Raw genomic sequence first — 20,333 nt, forward strand, 5'->3', positions numbered from 1 at the left:
GCGCACTCCAACGTCAACATCGGCAACTAAAACCAGGTTGCGATGCTGACCGGGCCGGCGGGGAATACTCCCGCCGGTCCCCTTACCCCAACACGGGGCCAGCGGGAAGCTGGATCAAAACAACAACCGGAGCGTGCCATGAAGAAGAAGTTTCCAATGCAGCGGGGCGGGGCGTTGATGCTCGCTTGCGGCTTGGCGCTCGCGAGCGGCCAAACGCTCGCCGCCGACCCCACCGAGAGCGATCGCGGCGCGGACCCCTTCGCGGCCTTCAGCGTCGTGCCCTCGCAGGATCTGGCCACGATGCGCGGGCGCGCGGGTGATCTCACCATCGTCAGCAGCAACCAGGATTTCAAATCCAACGTGATGGGCAGCACGATCAATGCCGGCGCGATCAACTCGGGTGCCGCAACCGTAGGTGAAAACGCGTTTGCCGGGTTCAGCGGGATGGCGGTCAACGTCCTCAACACCGGCAACAACAACGCGATCACCACCGGCGTGAATTACACCGTCAACCTGCATTGACACCCGGCATGGACGCTCGAAACGACATACCTGGGTCACGAGAAGCACGCCGGCGCGCGAGTGGCCTGGCAACACGGCTTACGGCCGCTCTGGTGGGCGTCCACTTGGCAATGGCCTCCGTGCAGGCCGCCAATGTCCAGGTGCCCGGCTTTGGTCACGGCTTTTTCATGACGGCGAAGAGCCTCAAGGAAACTAAGTGGGACGCGACCATCCACCAGCAGTACGACTACAGCTGCGGCTCGGCCGCGGTCGCGACGCTTCTCACCTACCACTACGCCACTCCCACGGCGGAAGCCGAGGTTTTTCGCAGCATGTTCCAGATCGGCAATCAGCAGAAGATTCGCGCTCAGGGCTTTTCCATGCTGGACATGAAGCGCTACCTCGATAGCAAGGGCCTGCACTCCGATGGTTTTCGCATGACGCTCGACGGGCTGAAGAAGCTCGGCGTGCCCGCCATCACCCTGGTCAACACCAAGGGCTACCGGCACTTCATCGTCATAAAGGGCGTCACGGCAACCGAGGTCGTGGTGGGTGACCCGGCCGCGGGAACGACCGTCGTCCCGCGCTCGCTGTTCGAACAGATCTGGAACGGCGAAGTGCTGGCGGCACGCGGGAAATTCGACACGGCCCGCGAGCATTTCAACACCATCAGAGACTGGAGCGTGCGCCCGCAGGCGCCGCTCGCCCAGGGTGTCAACGGTGTCAACCGCATCGGGCTGGGGGTATTCAGCCTCACCCTGCCCGGGCGTAATGAGTTCGGGAGATAAGAAGGTGATGACCACAACCGTTCGTCCAAAGGGGACGCGAAGCGGGCTCTTTCGCCCCGTGCAGGGAATGGCATTGGGGGCATTGCTGACGCTGCCGATCGCCGCGCCCGCCTTGGCCGGCGATTGGAATGGCGCCGCCGAGGCAAGCGATCCGTTTGCCGCCTTCCCACTCATTCGTCACGAGCAGATGGCCAAGCTTCGCGGCGGGTTCAATGTCGGCGGCCTGGAGCTCGAGTTCGGGGCCAATGTGCGCACCCTGATCGACAACGTCGTGCGCTTGGAAACGATCGTCCAGCTCACCAAAGCCGGTCTCATCAGCTCGAACCGGGATCTGGTCGACGCGGCCGCCAACACGCGCGGCTCGCAGCTCGCGCAGGTGGCGCAGGATACGGCCGGCCTGGTGAAAGGGATTGTCGAGGGCGCCGTGCATGGCAGCGAGACGACTCCTGCCAATTCCGCTGCCGTCGCGACGGCGGGCAACGCTCAGGCCAGCGCGGCCGGCAGCGGCCGGCAGCTCGTATCGATCGATGTCGCCGGTCGCTTGGCCGGACTTCGCAACCTGGCGAACCGGATCGGATCGGAGGCGAGCTCAGCGGAAGGCGCCACCGCGAGCGCAACCGCCACGCAGCCGGGCGCCGCCACGACCCCGGCCGTGAGCCGCTGGGGCGGCGGCCCGCAGCTTGACCTGAGCGGTCTCGGAGAGGAAATTCAGGGCGTGGTGCTCAACGATACCAAGGGGCTCACGGCGAGTATTCAGGAGATCACTCGCAACCGGATCAGCAACACCGTGATCAATCAGGCCAATGACCGGCATATCGATATCGAGATGAACATACAGGTCGACGTCAAGAACTTCAGTCAGTTCAGCGAGTCACTGCGGAATGGCTTCCTGAATCAACGGCTGGCGAATCAAAACTTCTAACGACGTCTTGCTGGACCTTCGCAGAGCGGCAAGCCACGAGCCTGCCGCTCTTTTTTATGGTCCGCTTTTTTAATGGGCCGATGGCGGCCTCCCTGCTCAGAATACGCCGACCGCGAACGGCACACGCAAGCCGAGGATTACATCCGGAGCATCCGCGGTGACCCCCACCTCGACATTGACGTTGACCTGGGAACGCGGTGAGAGTGCGTAGTTGAACCCCAGCAACAGAGCGCCCACGATCAGACGATCGGATTTGAATGTGACGCCGTCGATCTCGGTACGGGTGGGGAAGATATAATCGTTCTTGTAGCCGAGGTTGAAAGACGTTTTCTGATTCATGGCGTAGGCCATGCCGAAACTCATGCGGAACGCATCGCCGGGATTCACATCGCCGATGCGCCGCGCGTTATCTTCCACGCCTATGGTCTTGTTCACCGCGCCCTGCAGGTTGAACAGGTAGCCGACGTTGGCGAAATACACGGCGGGATCGGAGGGCAGCAGGAATGTCAGGCTCGGCTCGACGCCATGGAAGCCGGACCCCGTGGCCAGCTCGGTGGGCAGGCCTTGCGCATCACGGCTGACATCGAAGGGGCCGGTGCCGGTGGTCGACTTGTAGCGCAGGTTGGCCACGACGAAAGGCCAGCCCTTGAGCCCCTGGTTGATCTGATAGTGCAGGTAGCCCTCCACATCGCCGAGGCCCGCATTTTCGCGCGTACGCTCCTCCTGTGCATCCGGAGAGCTATTATCGAGCGAGACGAGAGTGAGCGAGCTTTTCTCACGACGGTAGATGTAGGGCACCTTGAGTCCCACCTCGAAGCGATTGGTCAAGCCCAGGCGGAAGTTCAACGCGGCCTCGACGAGATCCCGGTCCGTATCCTCGGCATTGATTAGGCCGATCAGAAGCGTGTCCAAAACCGAGACGCCGTTGAAGTTGAAACGGTTGACCTGGGCCGTCGAGGTCATAAGCGAAGGTGTCACGATCAGCGTGCCTTTGGGCGTCAGCACGCCTCCCAGCTGCGGTAGCACCTGTACCTGCGGGCGCACCTGCTTTTGCTTGGGCGGCGCCTGACCGACCGGGCGTTGCGCGGCCTGCGGCTGTTGCCCGCCCTTCGCTTGGGCCAGCTGCAATTGAAGCCGCGGCGCCGCGTGCGGGTTTTCGCTGGCGTCCTGCGCCGCGGCCCCCCCGGAGACCAGTGCGGTAATGAGGCCTAGACAAGGCCAAGCGATTTTTTTTCTGGACATGGAATCAAGCCTCTTATTGTACGGAGTGGCCCTGCGTGCCGATCAGGCATGAGGCTTCACTAATCGGTCCGCGAGCCTCGATAACGACACGCTCACCACCCTCACCCCGAAACGCGGCGGCTTGGTCCCGATAATCCACACCCCCCGAGACGACCCGAACCGCCAAGGGCGGCGCGCCTGCGCACGCCGAGCCACACAGGTCCGCATCACCACTGGCGCGCGAACCCGTCCCAACACGGCCGAACTTCACGTCTGCCGTTGCCTGCCTCGCCGCAGGCAACGGCGCCGCTCTCAATGCCACGGGCCGGTAACGACTCGCGCTGTGCAGCGAGCGCTACTTCCTGCCGATCGAGACGCTCTGATAGCGGTCGAACGACATCGCGCCGAGCGAATCGCCCACGTCGTTCTCCACGAGCGCACGGGGCTTGGCGCCACCCCGACCCGGTTCATCCCATAAAATGATGCTCAGGTTCACAGAGGGCGCTACGCCAACGCCACCCCGGCCGCGAATGGTGCTCAGCGCCTTGTGATCCAGCGCCTCGGATTGAAAATGCACTGGTGGCGCGTGGGTCGCGCCGTCGCCGGCCTGGATAGAGCGCTCCGCAGCGACGCTCTGCAGCGCTGGCCCCGCTGCGGCGCTGATAAGCACCACGGCGGTGCAACGAAGCAACCATCGCCATCGATAACGCCGTCGCAGCGGCACCTTCTGAGCTCTCGTATTCACTGCGCCGTCCTCACTCAATACCCATTAAAAAATAAAGCAAGCTGTATGCCTAAGTTGTTAGCGAGCTGAATTTAGCGTCTTTTCTCCAATACAAGCCGACCGAGGGCACTCGCAAGTGTAACGATGGCTAAACACCCACCGCTTTTGGCTCACCAGCGGATGCCGTATTTCTCCATCAGTCGGTACAGCGTCACTCGCGAGACATCGAGGCGACGGGCCGCTCGCGATACATTCCCGTCCGTCTGACGCAGCGCACCGATGATGGCCGCCCGCTCGGCGCCGTCTCTCGCTTCGACGAGCGTCAGGTTCCGTCTGATGCCCTGGCGCCGCTCCAATCCGAGGTCGACCGGGGTAATTAATCGCTTGTCACACAATACAACGGCGCGGCGTACCCGGTTGATGAGTTCGCGCACGTTGCCCGACCATAAATGCTGCTTTATTGCCTCCAGCGCCTGCTGGCTGAACCCTTTCACCACGGGACTGCGCTCGGCGGCGAACCGGTTGAAAAAGAACCAGGCCAGCAACTCGACGTCGTCCTCGCGATCGCGCAGGGGCGGCATGTGCAAGCGCAATACGTTCAGGCGAAAATAGAGGTCTTCGCGGAACCGGCCCTTCTCCGAGACGGCCTTGTCCAGGTCCATGTGCGTCGCCGCGATCACTCGCGCATCCACCGTGATCGGCTCTCTGCCGCCCACCCGCTCGATCGTCTGCTCCTGGAGGAAACGCAGGAGATTGACTTGCATGTCGAACGGCAGATCGCCGATCTCGTCCAGAAAGATGGTGCCGCCGTGCGCCGCCTCGATGCGGCCGATTTTACGCTGGTGGGCGCCGGTGAACGCCCCTCGCTCGTATCCGAACAGCTCCGATTGAATGAGGCCGCCCGGTAGCGCTCCGCAGTTGACCACCACGAAGGGCCCATGGGCTCGCCGGGAGCGTTCGTGAATGGCGGCGGCGGCTAGCTCCTTGCCGGTACCGCTCTCCCCCTGGATGAGCACCGGGGCGTCGACTGAGGCCATCTTGCGGATCGATTTGAACAGCTCCCGCATGACCGGACTGCCGCCGACCATCGCGTACTCGCCTTGCTGACCTTCGCTGGGCAGGGCGGGGGTCTTCAGCGCCGCCATGCCGTAGGCATGGCCCAGGGAGAGCGCGAGCCGGTCGAGGTCCAACGGCAGGGTATGATAATCGAAGAAGATCTCGTGGATCATGCGCCGCAACGAGCTGCGCTCCAGCGATACCCGGTCGAGCAAAGCCACCCATGCCATCTGTTTGCCGCACAGGAGCATGTCCTCACATGCGGCGAGCTTGCCCTCCGGCTCTTCGAGCCGGGCCAGGCCCACTTTGAAATCAGCGCGCTCGATGAGTTCGCGTGCCTGATCGGTGCTCGTTGCCGTATGAATATCCCACTGCTCTCCCAGCCCCCTCAGGCCATGGAACTCGCCGGATCCGTCCCCGTCAAGGTAAAGCAGTTTTCGTTTTTCCATTGCAAGCCCCCACATCCCCAAACGCGCGGCGCTTATTGATGCGTTGCAACGGCCGCGCACTGTGATCCCCTTAACAATTCTAGCACCAACTCACCTCACATCATCGATTCTCCTGCTGCGCTGTGTCGCCGTGCGACTCCACGCACCGCTTCGCGACCGCCAAAAGCGCCCCCGACGCTCGATTCGCCCCCCTGGCGAAAATTCGTCGACCCCACGATTGGGATGGTCATCCTTTAGGCTAGTGGTCAGGGTTGCTATCCTCTAGGCTAAAAAGACGATCGCGGCGCAGATAATTAAGAAGGGCTATGGCCTCGCCTTCGCGCGGGCGCCGTTGGCACACTTGTGCTGCCCGCACAAGTTCTGTATAGAACGCGGGAGTCAGGAGTTCCTGGCGAGTGATGGGAGGTCGCGCCAAAGCGGTGGATGCTCGCTAACCAAGGGTGTCGTCCGCTGACGAGTGGAGCGAAATGAGCTACTGCGTGCGGATAGACAACACCGAACTCGAGTTCACCGTCAATCCCGGCGAATCGATACTCGATGCCGCGCTGCGCGAAGGAATGGCATTTCCGTTCAACTGCCGCAGCGGCACCTGCGGGACTTGCGCCGGACGGGTGATCGAGGGCGAAGTCGCTTATCCGGAAGGACGGACTTCGGCGATGCCAAGGGCGGAAGCCCTCGGTCGAACCTTGTTCTGCCAGGCGCGGCCGCTTACGGATCTCGTCGTCGAGTTTCCGAAGCCGCTGCCCGAGCCATCCATAGAGCCACGCAAGCTGCCCTGCCGCGTCGCGCGCATCGAGGATTTGTGCCACGACGTGCGCCGGCTTTATCTGCGCATGCCGGGCGAGGAGCGCTTAGAGCACTTTGCAGGCCAGTACATCGATATTTTGCTCCGCGGTGGCCGCCGACGCAGTTTTTCCCTGGCCAATGCGCCGCACGACAACGACCTGCTGGAACTGCACATACGACGCGTGCCCGGCGGTGAGTTCACGAGCTACGTCTTCGATAAGATCGAGCCGGAGGCGCTGCTTCGCTTCGAAGGCCCGCTGGGCGATTTCTACCTGCGCGAAAGTTCGCCGAACCCGATTCTGATGATGGGCGGAGGCACCGGCTTCGCTCCTTTGAAGGGCATGCTCGAACACGCTTTCCACACCGGTATCGAACGCCCGATCCACTTGTATTGGGGCGCGCGAAGCCGGCGCGATCTCTATCTCGACACACTGCCTCGGCGCTGGGCGCAGGAGCACGAGAACTTCCAGTACACGCCCGTGCTCTCCGAACCCAGCGCCGAGGATAACTGGCCCGGGGCGACCGGTTTGGTCCACAACGTACTCTTGGAAAACTATCCGGACCTGGACGATTTCGACGTGTACATGAGCGGCCCGCCGGGACTGATCGAAGCGGCACTGCATGATTTCGTCCAGCACGGACTGGACCCGGATCATCTCTACTATGATTCCTTCGATTACGCCGCCGACTCACTGCCCGATGACGAAACCTGACGCCAAGCGCCGGCGGTAGCTGCCCGCTCTCTCCCAGTGAGGCGCGCAAGCATTGCGTGGCAATGCTGAAGCCCGCAGGCAGTCGAGCGACGCTTGCACGCAAGGCGTCCCGTGCCCGCTCCTTTGCGAAGGCTCGTTGGCGCAAAACAACAACAAACAAGGAGAGGCAATGAGCGCATCGATTGCCACCTGGAGGAAATTCCGGCCGGGCTTAGCACTCCTGCTCACATTGCTCGCCGGCTGTGCGGCCAACCCGGCGCGGCAGGATGTGTACGACCCGCTCGAGTCGATGAACCGAAAAACCTTCCAGTTCAACGAACAAGTTGATTACTACGTGCTCGAACCCCTCTCGAAGGCTTGGACGTTCATCACACCCGGCGCCGTGCGCGAGGCAATCGGCAACCTCTTCGACAACCTGGCCTACCCGGGCGTCGTGGTCAACGACATCCTGCAGGGCAAAACCGCCGATGCCGGACAGGATCTGCTGCGCTTTACGCTCAACTCCACGGTGGGAATCGCTGGTCTGTTCGATCCCGCCACTCATCTGGGGCTGCGCGCCCACCGCGAGGACTTCGGACAGACGCTCGCCGCCTGGGGGAGCGGACCGGGGCCGTATCTGATTCTCCCCGTGCTGGGACCTTCGAATGTCCGAGACGCGTCGGGCCTGCCGGCGGATCTATATTCCAACACCCTGACCTTCATCGTCTCCTCGACCGCCTTTCGCGCGGGACTGTCCACATTGCAGGCAGTTAATACCCGGGCGCAGCTGGACAAGGCCGTGCGCATCAGCCGCGAAGCCTCGGTGGATCGCTACGCCTTCATTCGCTCCGCCTACCAGCAGCGGCGCTTCAATGTTATCTACGACGGCAACCCGCCGCTCGAGGAACTCTACGACGAGTCCCTGTTCCAGGAACTCCCGCCCACCGAGGAGGAGGACACCACCGAGGGGGTCAACGAACCGCCGCCAGCAAACGATCGATAAGGCGCCTTGCATGCCCCGCGTATCCGGCGCCGAACAGATTCAAGTGATTGAGCACGTGATAAAGCTGATAGAGATCCCGGCGTAGCTCATAGCCGGGGTCAAGCGGCCATGCCGCCTGATAGGCCCGATAGAAGCTCGCGCCAAACCCTCCGAACAACTCGGTCATGGCAAGATCCGTTTCACGGTCACCGAAATACACGGCGGGGTCGTAAATCACCGGCGCTCCCTGGGCATCGAACGCGGCGTTTCCGCCCCACAAATCGCCGTGCAGCAACGAAGCGACCGGCCGATGATCGGCGAACAGGGCTGGCAGCGCCTCCAACAATCGGTAACCTGTCTGCGTCAGCGCGCCGCCACGGCCATTACGCTCGGCCAGTGCGAGCTGAAAACCAAGCCGATGCTCGCCATAGAACGTTGCCCAATCATCCGACGGCTGGTTGATCTGGGGCGTCGAGCCGATGGTGTTGTCACGCTCCCAACCGAAACGCGGCCGGCTCATCCGATGGATCGCCGCCAAGCCAGCCCCGAGCCGCTCCTCCCCGCCTTTTCCAGCACGGGCGAAGTCAATGTGCTCGAGAACCAGGTAAGCGGTAGCCCCACTGGTGCCGCAACAGATCGGCATTGGCACCCGAAGCGCACCGGGTTGCGCCAGCAACCGCAGACCGGCGGCCTCCGCCTCGTACATCTGCAAGCTTGCCGGCGCATCATTGAGCTTGACGAAGTAGCGTGCCTTACCGTCGCCGAGAACCGCCGTGCGGCTGATGCCGCCACCGGTGATAGAGCCCTCCGCGCCAGCACGCACGGGCGAGCCGGTGGCACGCTCGATGGCGGCGTTGATATCATCCCACGGACTCATGAGAGAAAACGCACTGTATCCGGCGAGTTGGCGCTCTTGAGGCGCTCGCGTAACGGGCTGCGGCGGGGGAAATGCGCACGCAGAAACTCCATCTGGTCCGCCAGGATCCGCCGCCCCTGCAGGTACACATACTCGGCATGCGTAGGAGTGAAAGGAACGGCCAGAAGCTGCATACCGGCCTCCTCCGGCCGGCGATTGCCTTTGTGGCTATTGCAGTGCTTGCAGGCCGTGACCACGTTGTTCCAGCTATCCTCGCCTCCCCGGCTGATCGGTCGCACATGATCCCTCGAGAGGGCGGACTGTCGCTGACGCTCTCCGCAGTACATGCACAGAAAGTCGTCACGGCGGAACAGCGTGGCATTGTTCAAAGGGGGCGTGTATCCTGGGCGGCCTTTCATCGAAGCCTGAACCGAGCCGTCCGTGGCGATAATGGAGTTCACTTCGATGACGCTGCGCCGACCGGTCGCCGCATTGAAGCCGCCGTGAATACGGTATAGCAGGCGGCCACAACTGTAAGCCACCTGTTCAAGGTAGTAGAGGCGCACGGCACCCTGGTAGCTGATCCATTCCAGCGGCATACCCGAGATATCGGTGCGCAGGATGTCATGTTGAAGGCTAAGCACGGTGACTACCCTTTATCCACGCCCGATCGACCCGGTGTCCGAGCGCGGCTCACAGCACAATTTATTTCACAGATGCACGTCACAGCGCAACTCCCACCGGAGTCGGGCGATGCGCGACGGACAACGACGACAACGCGCGCGACTAAGCTTAGGCATTTTTCATCTTAATCAGAATAACGCATTGAGTTGGGTGCCCGGTGATGATCCGCCTATACTTGCCGATCCTGTCCGTCGCGCGAGCGGGCCGGGCGGCGGGCACGGAAAGCCGCCGGCGGATCGGGCGTTCGCGAAGCGCTTACGGATAAGTGCTGCCGCCTGGGCGCCATGGCGCCGGCTTTGCCAGAACAGACCGTAGCCGAATCGAAATGGTAGAAAATCAACGGCAAACGAACGCATGCGGCGCGGTCGTTTTGGCCTGGCCGGTAGCCCGATGCTCGCCGGCCGACTCGCTGCGAGGCTCGTCCCCGCATGCCTACCATCATCCGCAGTCCGATGGTACGCGTTCCCCCCGGCCGCTGACAAAGCGCAAGCGGTGCCCGCCCCCTGGGCGAGCCCCATGGCTGAGGCGGGCGCGACGCCTGCCATCGCGGGCATGGGCGGGACGCACTGCCGCAAACAATAAAATCGTCCGGTGACGATATACCCTCCTCGACGAATGAGAACAGGCGGGAGAGCACAATGACGTTAACTTTAGGTGTGCCCAAAGAGTCAGCCTCCGGCGAGCGCCGTGTCGCGCTTGTCCCCAGCGTGGTCAGGCAACTCGACAAGCTGGGCGTAAAGACCCTGCTGGAAAAGGGTGCCGGGGAGAGCAGCGGCTTTGAGGACGCCGACTATGAAGGGGTTGAAATCGTCGGCGCCGATGCGCTCTATGCGCAGGCCGAGATCGTGCTCAAGGTTCAGCCACCGACCGTTGGTGAGGCGGGCAAGATAAAAACAGGCGGCGTGCTGCTCGGCTTTCTCGCGCCGCATACCGGCGACAGCCGACTCAAGAAGCTGCTTGATCGCAAAGTGAGCGCTTTCGCCATGGAGCTTGTCCCACGCATTACGCGTGCGCAATCCATCGACGCCCTGTCGTCCCAGGCCAGCATTGCTGGCTACAAAGCCGCCTTGTTGGCCGCGAGCTTGTGTCCGCGCCTCTTTCCCATGCTGACTACGGCGGCCGGGACGATCCGCCCAGCCAAGGCCCTGGTCATCGGCGCCGGCGTCGCCGGACTGCAGGCGATTGCCACCACCAAGCGCCTGGGCGCCATCACCGAAGCCTATGACGTACGCGGGGCGACCAAGGAACAAGTGGAGTCGCTGGGCGCCAAATTCCTCGACACCGGCGTGAAGGCCGAGGGCGAAGGCGGCTACGCGCGGGAGCTCACGGCGGCCGAGAAGGAGCAACAGCAGGAAGTGCTCGCGGCTCGGATCGCCCAGGCGGATGCCGTGATCTCGACAGCGGCGATACCGGGACGCCCAGCGCCGAAGATTATCGACAAGGCGACGGTAGAGCGGATGAAGCGCGGCTCGGTGGTCATCGATCTGGCTGCGGAGAGCGGAGGCAACTGCGAGCTCACCCAGGCGGGCAAGCAAATCGACCACCGCGGGGTCGTGATCTACGGGCCGAAGAACATCACCAGCACTGCCGCCACCCACGCGAGCGAAATGTACTCGCGGAATCTCTACAACTTGCTCGTGCTGATGGTAAAGGACGGCGAACTGCGCCTCGACTGGGAGGATCAGGTCATCGCGGACACCTGCCTCACCCACGCAGGCGAGATCCATCATGCCCCAACCCGGACGCGCCTGGAAGGAGGCAGTAAATGATCGAAGGCTTGATTGCGCTATGGATATTCATGCTGGCCGCGTTTACCGGTTATGAAGTGATCGCCCGCGTGCCGGTGATCCTGCATACCCCGCTGATGTCGGGATCGAATTTCGTCCATGGCATCGTGCTTGTCGGCGCTATGGTGGCGCTCGGCGGAGCCGACAGCGCATCCGAGCAGCTGATCGGCTTCATCGCCGTCATCCTGGCGGCGGGCAACGCCGTCGGCGGTTACGTTGTAACCGAGCGCATGCTCGAGATGTTCAAAACCAAGGACGAGCAGAAGAAGAAAGGGGGGCAAGAATGAGCACTTTCGTGCAGCTGTGCTATTTCGTGGCCGCGGTCTTGTTCATCCTCGGCTTGAAAGGCATGAGCTCGCCCACGACGGCCCGAAAGGGCATCGTCTGGGCCGGGATCGGCATGGTGATCGCCACCGTTGCCACCTTCTTCCACCCGGATTTGCACCATGCGGTCAACTACCTGCTCATCATCCTCGCAATTGCCATCAGCGGCGCGCTCGCATGGTGGTCGGGCAAACGCGTGCCGATGACCGACATGCCGCAGATGGTGGCGCTTTACAACGGCATGGGCGGCGGCGCCGCGGCCGCCATTGGAGCCGTGGAGCTGTTCCGCGCGGTTGGCCGGATCGGCACGGACTTGACCGGCCGCGGCGCACAGGCCGCCGAGCAGCTCGCCGCGAATTCGAGCGTGAATCTCGCGCAGGCACAGCAGATGGTCGACGAACGGGGTTACGTCGGCGCGATGCTCGGCGCCGACCATGCCGCGCTCGGTATCACCGGTGCGCTCATCGGCACCGTCGCCTTTTCCGGCTCGCTGGTGGCCTGGGCGAAGCTCGACGGACGCTTGCATCGCAACCGCCTCTTGCCGGCGCAGCAACTGGTAAACATCGGCGTCTTCGCCCTGGCCGTGCTGTTTGCGATCCTCAGCTATTTCACCGACGGCCTGACGGTAATCATCGTCTTCCTGGCGCTCGCCCTGATCTTCGGTATCTTTATGACCGTCCCCATCGGCGGCGCCGACATGCCCGTGGTCATCTCACTTTTCAACGCCCTGACCGGCCTTGCCGTGGGCTTCGAGGGTTACTTGCTGGGCAACCCGGCAATGATCATTGCCGGCACGGTCGTGGGCGCTGCCGGCAGCCTGCTCACCCAGCTGATGGCCAAGGCGATGAACCGGCCATTGACGAACGTTCTGTTCAGCGGGTTCGGCACCACGGCGGTGGAGGCGGGCGGCGGCCCGCAGGGCGAGATGAAGGCGATTCAGGCCGAGGACGCGGCCATCATGATGGCTTACGCCAATCAGGTCATCATCGCGCCCGGTTACGGCATGGCCGTTGCGCAGGCACAACACAAGGTCTGGGAGCTGGTGGAATTGCTCCAAGAGCGGGACATCACCGTCAAATTCGCCATTCACCCCGTGGCGGGCCGCATGCCGGGTCATATGAATGTGCTGCTCGCCGAGGCCGGCGTCCCCTACGATCTGATCTACGACATGGAAGAGATCAACGCCGAATTCAGCCGCACCGACGTGGCCATCGTGATCGGTGCCAACGACGTGGTAAACCCGGCCGCCAAGGATGACCCCTCGAGCCCGATTTACGGCATGCCGATCCTGGATGTGGCCGAGGCAAACAACGTGATCGTAGTCAAACGCGGCAAGGGCAAAGGCTTCTCCGGCGTGGAGAATCATCTGTTCTTCGCCGACAATTGCCAGATGCTCTTCAATGACGGCCAGAAAGCCGCCGGCGAGCTCATTCAGGTGCTCAAGAAGCTCTAGGTACACCGGTCGCCATGTCTGCCGATGCCGAGCGCTCTATCGATGACGAGGCCCAACGGCTCTGGGAGTTCGCGCTGACTCTCTACGAGGTCGATTCGGTCAAGCAGGCTTGCTTCAGCATTCAGGCCCGTTATGGACTGAGCATAAGCCTCCTGCTGAGTACCGTCTGGGCCGGAGCCAACGGCTACGGTCGGCTCGGCGCAACCGAACTCGAAACCGCCATTCGCCGCGCCATGGAGTGGCACCGGGAGATCATCGAGCCGTTACGCGCCCTGCGCCGGCGTCTGCGTCAGCACCCGCCACAGGGTCTGGAACGGCGCACGGAGCGCCTTCGTCACCGCTTGCTGGAGCAAGAGCTGGAGGCGGAGCGGATCGAGCAACGTTTGTTCATCGAGGATTTCCCGCCGGGGCGTCCGGCGGCTCCGGCGGAGGAGCGTTGGCGGGACGCCGCGGCCAATGCCGCTTTGTTCACCCGCAAGAGCTGCCCGCAGCCGGAGCCTCAGGCGTTGGAGGCGCTGGGGCGGATCCTGCAGACGACCTTTCCCGACGTACCGGCCGCCGGGCTCGCACGCGAAGCCGAGGCCGTCTGGCAGGTCGGTTAGCGCAACGCCCCCTGCCGCAGCAAACGCCACAGGACGCGCCAACCGAACAGCAGCGGATAGCGGCGCTGAAGCGGTGTCAGCTCCAGAGCCGCGCCGCTGTGCCGCGCGAGTTTCCAGGCGAGATAATCGATTCCGTTGTCGAACGTGAGCATCGATTTCATCAACCGCAGCACGCTCAGCACCCGCCCCTGTGCCCGTCGCATGCGCCAGGCCCAACGACGCGAGCGCCGCGCGCGCGGGGGCATTCGATTGATATAGGCATCCTCGCCCACCGCCGCCAGCCACGACAGCCCGGAGGCGGCCGCGGCCGTGCGCCGACGGTAATCCCCCAGGGCATGATGCACCAGTTCAGCGGCGCGCCCCGGCGATTCCGGGCGCAGCTCGGCGGCGTAACTCAATGCCAATGCCCGCAGCCAGCATGTTTCGCTGTCGAAGCGCTCCGGCAGACACGGCAGCGCACACTCGAGCAGGGTCATCACGGCAGCGGCCAAGGAGCGCTCGATGCGTACCCGGGCCGTCGCGTCCCGCGCATAAACCAGATAGACGGGCTGAGCGAAGCGGCCCCAGACGTAGGAGTGAAACCACTGCGTCGTACCCCGTTCCAAATCTTCCAACGAGAGCACCGCGCACTTGGCCCGCAGCGTCGCACCATCGGAATCGGCGAATTCGTGGTAGAAGACATTCGGCGGCAGCAGGGCATTGAGCCAACGCAGCAGGTGAGCGTCGTAAACCGCCCGGTAGGCGTCGACCACCACGTACAGATCCACCAGACCCGCCGTGGGCTGCTCACTGCGCAGGCAGGAGCCGTACAAGATCACGCCTGCCACGCCCGGGCCGAAGCGCGCGCGCATGCGCTCACTGAGCCAATGCAGCGCCGCCGGGACGGGTCGGGCGCTCTGCGCTGCCACCTCCGTGATCAGGGCGGTGGGAGGTGCGGGGTTGGCACACCCCCGCTGCATGAATCCGTAGCGCATCGGCGAATGCTCCAGGCTCGTCAGAACGCGAGAAACGCTACCCGCTCACCCTGCGAGACGCGCAGCGCCCCCGCGTCTGCATCGACCCGGAAACGCTCGCCGTCCAGCACGAAACCGCCCTCGACGCCGAGCGACAAGGTATTGATATTATGACTGAAATAGCCATCCTGCTCACGCGGACGCAGGCCACGGCCGCCGCTGAGCACGAACGGCAGGGAGCGCAACAAACGCGCTGGCCGATAGCGGATTGCCGTGTAGTGCAACGGCGCCGGTTCGAGCCCCCAATACGGCCTGGATCCGAGTAGCAGGCGCTCCAGGCCGCTGACGAGAACCAGAAGGTACTCCCCCACCTGCACGGCGCCCTCGTCCACGCTGAGGCTCAGCCGGGCCGGCTTGATCCAGGACTGGCTGGGTCGCGCTACCGAGAACAGCATCCGGGCAAAGGCAAGACCGGGCCCGAATGCGCTTCCGGCACGTATTGCAGCGATGCGTCGATGGAAATACTCCACCCCCGTGTGAATGGCGCCGGCGCCGAAGAACATGCCGTGGACTGGCGCCCGGCCGGCCCCGGCCACCCGCAGCACCGGGCGATCGCGGCGCAGCGGACCGCCGCGGGTTCCGGCAAGCCAGGCGCCGATGCAGCGCAATGCCTGGCGGGGTGCCGCCCGCGCGCCCACATCGGCCGCCGACATGTTTGTCGTGCCACCAGCGACTACCATCAGGCGCGGCGGACTCCCTTTGGGTCCTTCCGGCCCCAGAAGATACGTGAGAGCCGCCTGTAGCGTACCATCACCGCCATTGATGACCAGCAACTCGGCGCCTGCGGCGAGCAGGTCCTGAAGTCCCTGCGCCGTTGCGATCGGGTCAACCGCTTCTCGATAAATAGCGCCCGGCAGCCGCCGCGCCTCTTCACGCACTTGCTGCAGGCAACGCCGATTACGCCCGCTGTGGGGGTTGCACAGCACACCCACCCGCCGAGGCAGTTCAAGATCGGCTTCGCGCGCCGGTGTGGGTGTCATGGCGCTGCCCCGATCGCACCCAAAGCGGGTGGGCACAGCGCCGTCGCCGTACGAACCCATCAGCGCCTCCCGGTGCTGCGGCGAAGTGCGACCAGTGCCACGAGCAGCAGCGCCACCGCGGGTCCCAGGGCGATCAGCGGCGGGCTCAGCGCCAGCAACAGACCGACGTTGGCGATGAGCTGATCGACGAGGTACACACCCAAGCCGACAATGCCACCGAGCACGACCCGGCTGCCGATGCTGGCGCCGCGTGGGGTACCAAGGCTGAAGGGCACCGCCAGCAGGATCATCGCGGCGGTCGTTACGGGCAGTCCCAACTTCTGCCATAACATGAGGGCGTATACCGCCGATGGCTGCCCGGTGTCACGCAGATAGCGCACGTAGCCATAGAGCTGCACCGGCGAGAGGCTCTCGGCCGGCATCTCCAGCAATGCGATCTGAGCGGGGGTCAGAAACGGGCGCCACGCCATGCTAGCGCGCTGCGCGGTCACCGGTATGCCGTCCTCGAACGCTTTAACGAGCACGGCGCGCAACCGCCAAGGGGCGCGATGGTGGATCTCGGCATGGTCGGCGTAAACATATCGAAGGAGCTGTCCTTCATCATTGAACCGGAAAATCTCAACACCCGCGGGTATGCGCCCCAGGCGCAAGCTGCCGATGCGGATAACCCGTTCGCCGCGCCGCGCCCAGAGCGCCGCGCCGTCCTCGAGCTTGGCGTCATTGCCTCCGCTGAGCGCTTCGGAGCGCATCCCGAAAGCGCGCTGCTGTAGAGGCGAGGCGACGAACTGGTCGGTCAGCGCCAACAGCAGAACGAATAAAATGCCGGATTTGAGCGCGGCAAGGGCGATACGCCCCGGTGAAACGCCTACCGAGCGCAGCGCGGTGAGCTCCCGGTGGCTGGCCAGGGCGCCGAGGGCAACGATGCTCCCCAACAGCGCGATGAACGGCCCCAGCTCGATCAGTCGCCTTGGCAACATAAGCCCGACGTAGGCAAACGCCAGCGCGACTCCGTATCGGCCCTCTCCGCTCGCATCCAGCTGCTCCACGAGGTCGACGAAGCTGAACAAAGGCAGCAATACCGCGGCCGCCACTACGAAGCCCGCGGCCACGGCGCGCATGAGGTAGCGCTCCGCCGTTTTCATACGCGGGCGTGCCGACGCGGTTTGACTTCGCCGCGCGCCAGGATGACAAGTACGAGGAGCATGGCCGCATTGATCCACCAGATACCGGGTATGGCGCCCACCACGCCATGCTCGACCCACGTTCGCGCCAAGCCGCTGGCATTGTAGATCAAAGCGTAAACGAGCGCGGCAAGCAGAATCTTCGAGAATCGGCCGCCGCGCGGTGCCGTGCGACTCAGCCGCACGCCGAACAGCGCGAGCAGTACGGTGGTCAGGGGGCGGGAGAGCCGCCACTGCAGTTCGGCAAGCTCTCCGGTTTCCTCCGAGCGCGCCAGGGTGGCCGTGGAGGCCGCCTTGCGCTTGTAACCCACCACCGGCTGCGGCTGCGCCATACGCAGCGAAAGCTCGCCAAAGCGCAGTATTTGATCCCGACTGCCTCCCCGGTCGAGCAAATAGGCCGTACCCTCACGCAAGAGCAGCAGCGACTCACCCTCATGCCCGCCCGGGCGCTGCCGTGCTTGCCGCGCCTTTATCACTCGAGTGGTCTCTGCCGTACGTTCATAAATCAATACGTCGTGCAGCAGGCCGCGTTTGCTGTCGACGGCGCGGGCGAGGATCATCCGCCCGGTTTCCGAATCCACGTAGAAGCGCCCGGCACGCAGGCGTTCCAGAGGAATCTCGATATGCGCGCTCGCCTCGGCCTGATAAGCTTGCTGGTAGGCCCACGGTCGCCCGAATAACGAGAGCACCCCAACGGCGAGCGCCACCGGCAGCGCGATAACCAAGACCGCCCAGTACACGCGCAGCGGGCTCACTCCCACGGCGTTCAGGATGGTCATCTCCTGATCGTTGTATACTCTGCCCAGCCCGATCACCACCGAGGCGTACAGCGCGACCGGCACGAGAACCTCCAGGGCAATCAGTGTGCGAAATGCCACGATCAGAGCGATCGCCTGCATCCCGAGCGTTTCGCTGAGCGCGTCCGCGAGAAAACGCGCGGTCGTGTAGCTCGCAAAAATGAAGCTCAGCATGCCGACCACGGCGACCAGCGGGCGTCGTATCTCAGCCATCAGATAACGTTCGATGAGCAACACCGGTAATGCACCTTAGAGCATGGCTGGTTGCGCGCGGCGGGAAGCCGCCCAAGGGAGCGCAAGCCGTGGTCCGAGGCGCCTTCGCGTCGCTTGCCGCCTCGCGAATCCGCCGCTGCCGTTACACCCTACGGGCCCTCCGTCTGCCGGCGCTCGCTCAGAATCGCCTCGGCAAGGTGGCGGTCGGCCGGCGTATCGACGTCCACCGCGGCCTCCGGGTAGGGTAGAATCACGGCCCCAATCCGCACCCCCAGCCGGCTAGAGAGCTGCTCGAGCGCTTGCTCCAGCGTGAGGCAACCCAGGGCGTAGCGCGCCACGCCGCGCCAACCGAGCAAGCGCGTGACAATTCGCCAAGGCCGCTTGCGCTGGCGTTCGACATCGAGCCAGAGTTCCGCCAGTCGCCTCGCCTTGGGGCTCAAGAAGGCATACAGGTTACAACCGCAATACGGCCCACCCCGCAAGCGAATCGCGGTGCGCCGGGCGCTCGGGAAACGCGCCGCCACGCTCCGCTGCTCCGCCACCGCGACCGCCAGATCCCAGCCACCAGCCCGGGCTCGCTCGAGAAAAAAGCGGATGATCGGCGCGCTGAGCAATGCATGGTCCGCGGTCGTGAGCAGCGTGATGCGCTCCGCCGGTAGCGCATCCAGCCCTTGGAGTGCGCTCGCACTCGGCGAGGCCGCACACGGCAGCCACTCGACACGCGGTGCCGCGAGCAGTTGCTGCAATACCGGCGTGCATTGTATTACTCCCCGCGGCGGACCACAGAGTACGATACGATCGATCAGCGCACTCTCCCACAGCGCCTGCAGCACGCGTTGCACCATGGGTGTCCCGGCAACCGGAACGAGCGCCTTGCACGGCACGCCGGCCGCTTCGGCCACCGCGTCCGGGCGAGTGCGGTCGCCGGCCAGGACGACGGCGGCCACGCGCTGCGCTCTCGGGTCAGCCATGATCCGTGGGGCGCGTCGGGATTGCCGGGGCCGACGCCCCGGCGACCTGGCTTGGCAGCGGCTGAATGGCCTTGCGGTATAACCGGTAACGCTTGTAGGGCTTGGCGCCGATATTATTCAATATGTTGCGCATGCCCGCGTTATCCTCGAGGATCCACGACATCTCCACTTCCCGAAAACCCTTGGCGACGATACGCTCCCAGATCGCGGCAATCAGCGTCAGGGCGAGCGCTGGCCCGAGACGACTGAACTGATACCGTTTGCGCACGCCCATAAGCGGCACGCGCGCCGTCGCTGGATAGCGCACCTTCAGGCGCCAGAGCAGCTTCATCCAGCCAAACGGCATGAGACCGCCGCGCAGGTCACGAATCGCCTCGTTGAGGTTGGGCATCGCCACGATAAAAGCGGCGGGCTCACCGTCGACCTCGGCGATCTGGATCAGGTCGTAGGCCACGAACAATCGCAGATTGCTCCCCAGATCGCGGAACTCCGCGGCGGTAAACGGCACGAATCCCCAGTTCTCGGACCAGGCATCGTTGAAAAGATCACGTAAAATCTTCAGATCCGCCGCGAAACGCTCCCGGCCGATGGGACGTAAGCGAATCCGCGCTTGATGACGGGCCATCAGCCGGCGCATCGGCGCCGTGAACGACAATTCGCCCGGTGTCATCGAATAGGCGAGCAGATCCTTGATCGCGTTGAAACCCTGCTCTTCCAGCCGATCCGCATAATAAGGACGGGCATGGCCCATCATGAACAGCGGCGGACGATCGAAGCCCGCCACGAGCAGCCCGCACTCCTCGTTGATGGATAGGTTGTACGGGCCGATCATCTGGCGTGCCCCACGGCTTTGCAGCCAACGCTCGGCGGCAGCCGTCAAGGCTGTGAAGACTTCGGCATCATCCGCGGCTTCGATCATGCCGAAATAGCCGGTGTGATCGCCATGGCGCTGCTGATGCAGGCGATCCCATTGAGCCGTGATTCGTCCGACCGGATGACGGCCGCGCCACGCGACCCAGCCCTGCCAGTCCAGATGCTCGAAGACGGGATTGCGCCGTGATAGATGCTGGCGACGCTCGAAGCGTAAAGGCTCAATCCAATGCGGGTCGCTGTGGTAAAATTGTCGCGGAAGGCTCAAAAATGTGGCAAAATCACCACGTCGCTTCAGCGGTTGCACGACAATCGGCGAATCCCGACGCTCCTCAGGATCGCAACAATTTGCTATGGCGCGCGTTTCCATGGGCGGCAAACCCTCCGGCGCTCCGGCCCGAATGGTGCAAGGGCAGACCGGGCTCAGCTAGGTGCGATTGACGGTTAATCTCGAACTACGACCGAGCGTTGGAGGTCAATA

The 20,333-nt window shown here is 63.8% G+C and carries 20 protein-coding genes; 9 read left to right on the plus strand and 11 right to left on the minus strand.

Annotation, left to right across the window (positions count from 1 at the left end):
* Nucleotides 1-138: 138 nt before the first annotated feature.
* From AC52Q4_RS14280 to AC52Q4_RS14290, 3 genes are all read left to right on the plus strand, one after another.
* A complete protein-coding gene (locus tag AC52Q4_RS14280; protein WP_495537469.1) occupies nt 139-522 on the plus strand; it encodes a hypothetical protein in 384 nt (127 codons plus the stop codon).
* 110 nt (nt 523-632) lie between these two features.
* Nucleotides 633-1,289, plus strand: a complete 657-nt coding sequence (locus AC52Q4_RS14285; protein WP_495537507.1) for a C39 family peptidase — start codon at nt 633-635, stop codon at nt 1,287-1,289.
* Between the two features lie 7 nt (nt 1,290-1,296).
* Nucleotides 1,297-2,211, plus strand: a complete 915-nt coding sequence (locus AC52Q4_RS14290) for a hypothetical protein (RefSeq protein ID WP_495537470.1) — start codon at nt 1,297-1,299, stop codon at nt 2,209-2,211.
* Between the two features lie 96 nt (nt 2,212-2,307).
* Here AC52Q4_RS14290 and AC52Q4_RS14295 read toward each other — a convergent pair whose 3' ends face one another.
* The 3 genes from AC52Q4_RS14295 to AC52Q4_RS14305 all read right to left on the minus strand — a co-directional run bounded on the left by AC52Q4_RS14295 (nt 2,308) and on the right by AC52Q4_RS14305 (nt 5,661).
* Nucleotides 2,308-3,453: a transporter gene (locus AC52Q4_RS14295; protein WP_495537471.1), complete on the minus strand. Its 1,146-nt coding sequence runs from the start codon at nt 3,451-3,453 to the stop codon at nt 2,308-2,310.
* A gap of 334 nt (nt 3,454-3,787) precedes the next feature.
* Entirely contained in the window at nt 3,788-4,177 is a 390-nt protein-coding gene (locus AC52Q4_RS14300; RefSeq protein WP_495537472.1) for a hypothetical protein, read from the minus strand.
* Between the two features lie 149 nt (nt 4,178-4,326).
* Entirely contained in the window at nt 4,327-5,661 is a 1,335-nt protein-coding gene (locus AC52Q4_RS14305) for a sigma-54 dependent transcriptional regulator (RefSeq protein ID WP_495537473.1), read from the minus strand.
* A gap of 467 nt (nt 5,662-6,128) precedes the next feature.
* On the opposite strand from AC52Q4_RS14305, the gene AC52Q4_RS14310 reads away from it, so the two are divergent.
* A complete protein-coding gene (locus AC52Q4_RS14310; protein ID WP_495537474.1) occupies nt 6,129-7,160 on the plus strand; it encodes a CDP-6-deoxy-delta-3,4-glucoseen reductase in 1,032 nt (343 codons plus the stop codon).
* 169 nt (nt 7,161-7,329) lie between these two features.
* Nucleotides 7,330-8,142, plus strand: a complete 813-nt coding sequence (locus AC52Q4_RS14315) for an MlaA family lipoprotein (RefSeq protein WP_495537475.1) — start codon at nt 7,330-7,332, stop codon at nt 8,140-8,142.
* Here AC52Q4_RS14315 and AC52Q4_RS14320 read toward each other — a convergent pair.
* Together AC52Q4_RS14320 and AC52Q4_RS14325 are read right to left on the minus strand one after the other, a co-directional pair.
* Nucleotides 8,111-8,998 carry a fructosamine kinase family protein gene (locus AC52Q4_RS14320; protein WP_495537476.1) on the minus strand — a complete coding sequence of 296 codons (888 nt, stop codon included), beginning with the start codon at nt 8,996-8,998 and terminating at the stop codon, nt 8,111-8,113. The genes AC52Q4_RS14315 and AC52Q4_RS14320 overlap by 32 nt on opposite strands.
* The gene (locus AC52Q4_RS14325; RefSeq protein ID WP_495537508.1) at nt 8,995-9,576 is read right to left on the minus strand and encodes an HNH endonuclease; all 582 of its coding nucleotides are present in this window, start codon (nt 9,574-9,576) and stop codon (nt 8,995-8,997) included. Before AC52Q4_RS14325 ends, AC52Q4_RS14320 begins: the two co-directional genes overlap by 4 nt.
* 723 nt (nt 9,577-10,299) lie before the next feature.
* Here AC52Q4_RS14325 and AC52Q4_RS14330 point away from each other — a divergent pair.
* Genes AC52Q4_RS14330 through AC52Q4_RS14345 form a run of 4 tightly spaced genes read left to right on the plus strand, consistent with a single transcriptional unit; the run spans nt 10,300 to nt 13,827 of the window.
* Complete coding sequence (locus tag AC52Q4_RS14330; protein ID WP_495537477.1) at nt 10,300-11,430, plus strand: Re/Si-specific NAD(P)(+) transhydrogenase subunit alpha; 1,131 nt, start codon at nt 10,300-10,302, stop codon at nt 11,428-11,430.
* Nucleotides 11,427-11,735, plus strand: coding sequence for an NAD(P) transhydrogenase subunit alpha part 2 (locus tag AC52Q4_RS14335; RefSeq protein ID WP_495537478.1), 309 nt, complete (start codon nt 11,427-11,429; stop codon nt 11,733-11,735). Before AC52Q4_RS14330 ends, AC52Q4_RS14335 begins: the two co-directional genes overlap by 4 nt.
* A complete protein-coding gene (locus AC52Q4_RS14340) occupies nt 11,732-13,225 on the plus strand; it encodes an NAD(P)(+) transhydrogenase (Re/Si-specific) subunit beta (protein ID WP_495537479.1) in 1,494 nt (497 codons plus the stop codon). Before AC52Q4_RS14335 ends, AC52Q4_RS14340 begins: the two co-directional genes overlap by 4 nt.
* A 14-nt stretch (nt 13,226-13,239) precedes the next feature.
* The gene (locus AC52Q4_RS14345; protein ID WP_495537480.1) at nt 13,240-13,827 is read left to right on the plus strand and encodes a TIGR02444 family protein; all 588 of its coding nucleotides are present in this window, start codon (nt 13,240-13,242) and stop codon (nt 13,825-13,827) included.
* Here the strand turns inward: AC52Q4_RS14345 and AC52Q4_RS14350 are convergent.
* The 6 genes from AC52Q4_RS14350 to AC52Q4_RS14375 form a co-directional block, all read right to left on the minus strand.
* Complete coding sequence (locus tag AC52Q4_RS14350; protein ID WP_495537481.1) at nt 13,824-14,801, minus strand: hypothetical protein; 978 nt, start codon at nt 14,799-14,801, stop codon at nt 13,824-13,826. The genes AC52Q4_RS14345 and AC52Q4_RS14350 overlap by 4 nt on opposite strands.
* A 20-nt stretch (nt 14,802-14,821) precedes the next feature.
* A complete protein-coding gene (locus AC52Q4_RS14355; protein ID WP_495537482.1) occupies nt 14,822-15,880 on the minus strand; it encodes a diacylglycerol/lipid kinase family protein in 1,059 nt (352 codons plus the stop codon).
* On the minus strand, nt 15,880-16,962 hold the full coding sequence (gene lptG / locus AC52Q4_RS14360) for an LPS export ABC transporter permease LptG (protein WP_495537483.1): 1,083 nt from the start codon (nt 16,960-16,962) through the stop codon (nt 15,880-15,882). Before lptG ends, AC52Q4_RS14355 begins: the two co-directional genes overlap by 1 nt.
* Nucleotides 16,959-18,035 (minus strand): LPS export ABC transporter permease LptF, encoded by a 1,077-nt coding sequence (lptF, locus tag AC52Q4_RS14365; protein WP_495537484.1) that lies wholly within the window; start codon nt 18,033-18,035, stop codon nt 16,959-16,961. The genes lptG and lptF overlap by 4 nt, the downstream gene beginning before the upstream one ends.
* Before the next feature lie 125 nt (nt 18,036-18,160).
* Nucleotides 18,161-18,982, minus strand: coding sequence for a nucleotidyltransferase family protein (locus AC52Q4_RS14370; protein WP_495537485.1), 822 nt, complete (start codon nt 18,980-18,982; stop codon nt 18,161-18,163).
* Nucleotides 18,975-20,120: an N-acetyltransferase gene (locus AC52Q4_RS14375; RefSeq protein WP_495537486.1), complete on the minus strand. Its 1,146-nt coding sequence runs from the start codon at nt 20,118-20,120 to the stop codon at nt 18,975-18,977. Before AC52Q4_RS14375 ends, AC52Q4_RS14370 begins: the two co-directional genes overlap by 8 nt.
* Nucleotides 20,121-20,333: the final 213 nt, after the last annotated feature.

The sequence above is a fragment of the Nitrococcus sp. genome (genome assembly GCF_059432795.1).

What these genes read in the sequence shown, in the direction of transcription:
- AC52Q4_RS14370 (WP_495537485.1), bottom strand. Translation starts at nt 18,982, where the DNA reads ATGGCTGACCCGAGAGCGCAGCGCGTGGCCGCCGTCGTCCTGGCCGGC.
- AC52Q4_RS14335 (WP_495537478.1), top strand. Translation starts at nt 11,427, where the DNA reads ATGATCGAAGGCTTGATTGCGCTATGGATATTCATGCTGGCCGCGTTT.
- AC52Q4_RS14310 (WP_495537474.1), top strand. Translation starts at nt 6,129, where the DNA reads ATGAGCTACTGCGTGCGGATAGACAACACCGAACTCGAGTTCACCGTC.
- AC52Q4_RS14320 (WP_495537476.1), bottom strand. Translation starts at nt 8,998, where the DNA reads ATGAGTCCGTGGGATGATATCAACGCCGCCATCGAGCGTGCCACCGGC.
- AC52Q4_RS14295 (WP_495537471.1), bottom strand. Translation starts at nt 3,453, where the DNA reads ATGTCCAGAAAAAAAATCGCTTGGCCTTGTCTAGGCCTCATTACCGCA.
- AC52Q4_RS14345 (WP_495537480.1), top strand. Translation starts at nt 13,240, where the DNA reads ATGTCTGCCGATGCCGAGCGCTCTATCGATGACGAGGCCCAACGGCTC.
- AC52Q4_RS14305 (WP_495537473.1), bottom strand. Translation starts at nt 5,661, where the DNA reads ATGGAAAAACGAAAACTGCTTTACCTTGACGGGGACGGATCCGGCGAG.
- AC52Q4_RS14280 (WP_495537469.1), top strand. Translation starts at nt 139, where the DNA reads ATGAAGAAGAAGTTTCCAATGCAGCGGGGCGGGGCGTTGATGCTCGCT.
- AC52Q4_RS14350 (WP_495537481.1), bottom strand. Translation starts at nt 14,801, where the DNA reads ATGCGCTACGGATTCATGCAGCGGGGGTGTGCCAACCCCGCACCTCCC.
- AC52Q4_RS14330 (WP_495537477.1), top strand. Translation starts at nt 10,300, where the DNA reads ATGACGTTAACTTTAGGTGTGCCCAAAGAGTCAGCCTCCGGCGAGCGC.
- AC52Q4_RS14325 (WP_495537508.1), bottom strand. Translation starts at nt 9,576, where the DNA reads ATGCCGCTGGAATGGATCAGCTACCAGGGTGCCGTGCGCCTCTACTAC.
- AC52Q4_RS14315 (WP_495537475.1), top strand. Translation starts at nt 7,330, where the DNA reads ATGAGCGCATCGATTGCCACCTGGAGGAAATTCCGGCCGGGCTTAGCA.
- lptG (WP_495537483.1), bottom strand. Translation starts at nt 16,962, where the DNA reads ATGAAAACGGCGGAGCGCTACCTCATGCGCGCCGTGGCCGCGGGCTTC.
- AC52Q4_RS14355 (WP_495537482.1), bottom strand. Translation starts at nt 15,880, where the DNA reads ATGGGTTCGTACGGCGACGGCGCTGTGCCCACCCGCTTTGGGTGCGAT.
- AC52Q4_RS14285 (WP_495537507.1), top strand. Translation starts at nt 633, where the DNA reads ATGGCCTCCGTGCAGGCCGCCAATGTCCAGGTGCCCGGCTTTGGTCAC.
- AC52Q4_RS14290 (WP_495537470.1), top strand. Translation starts at nt 1,297, where the DNA reads ATGACCACAACCGTTCGTCCAAAGGGGACGCGAAGCGGGCTCTTTCGC.
- AC52Q4_RS14340 (WP_495537479.1), top strand. Translation starts at nt 11,732, where the DNA reads ATGAGCACTTTCGTGCAGCTGTGCTATTTCGTGGCCGCGGTCTTGTTC.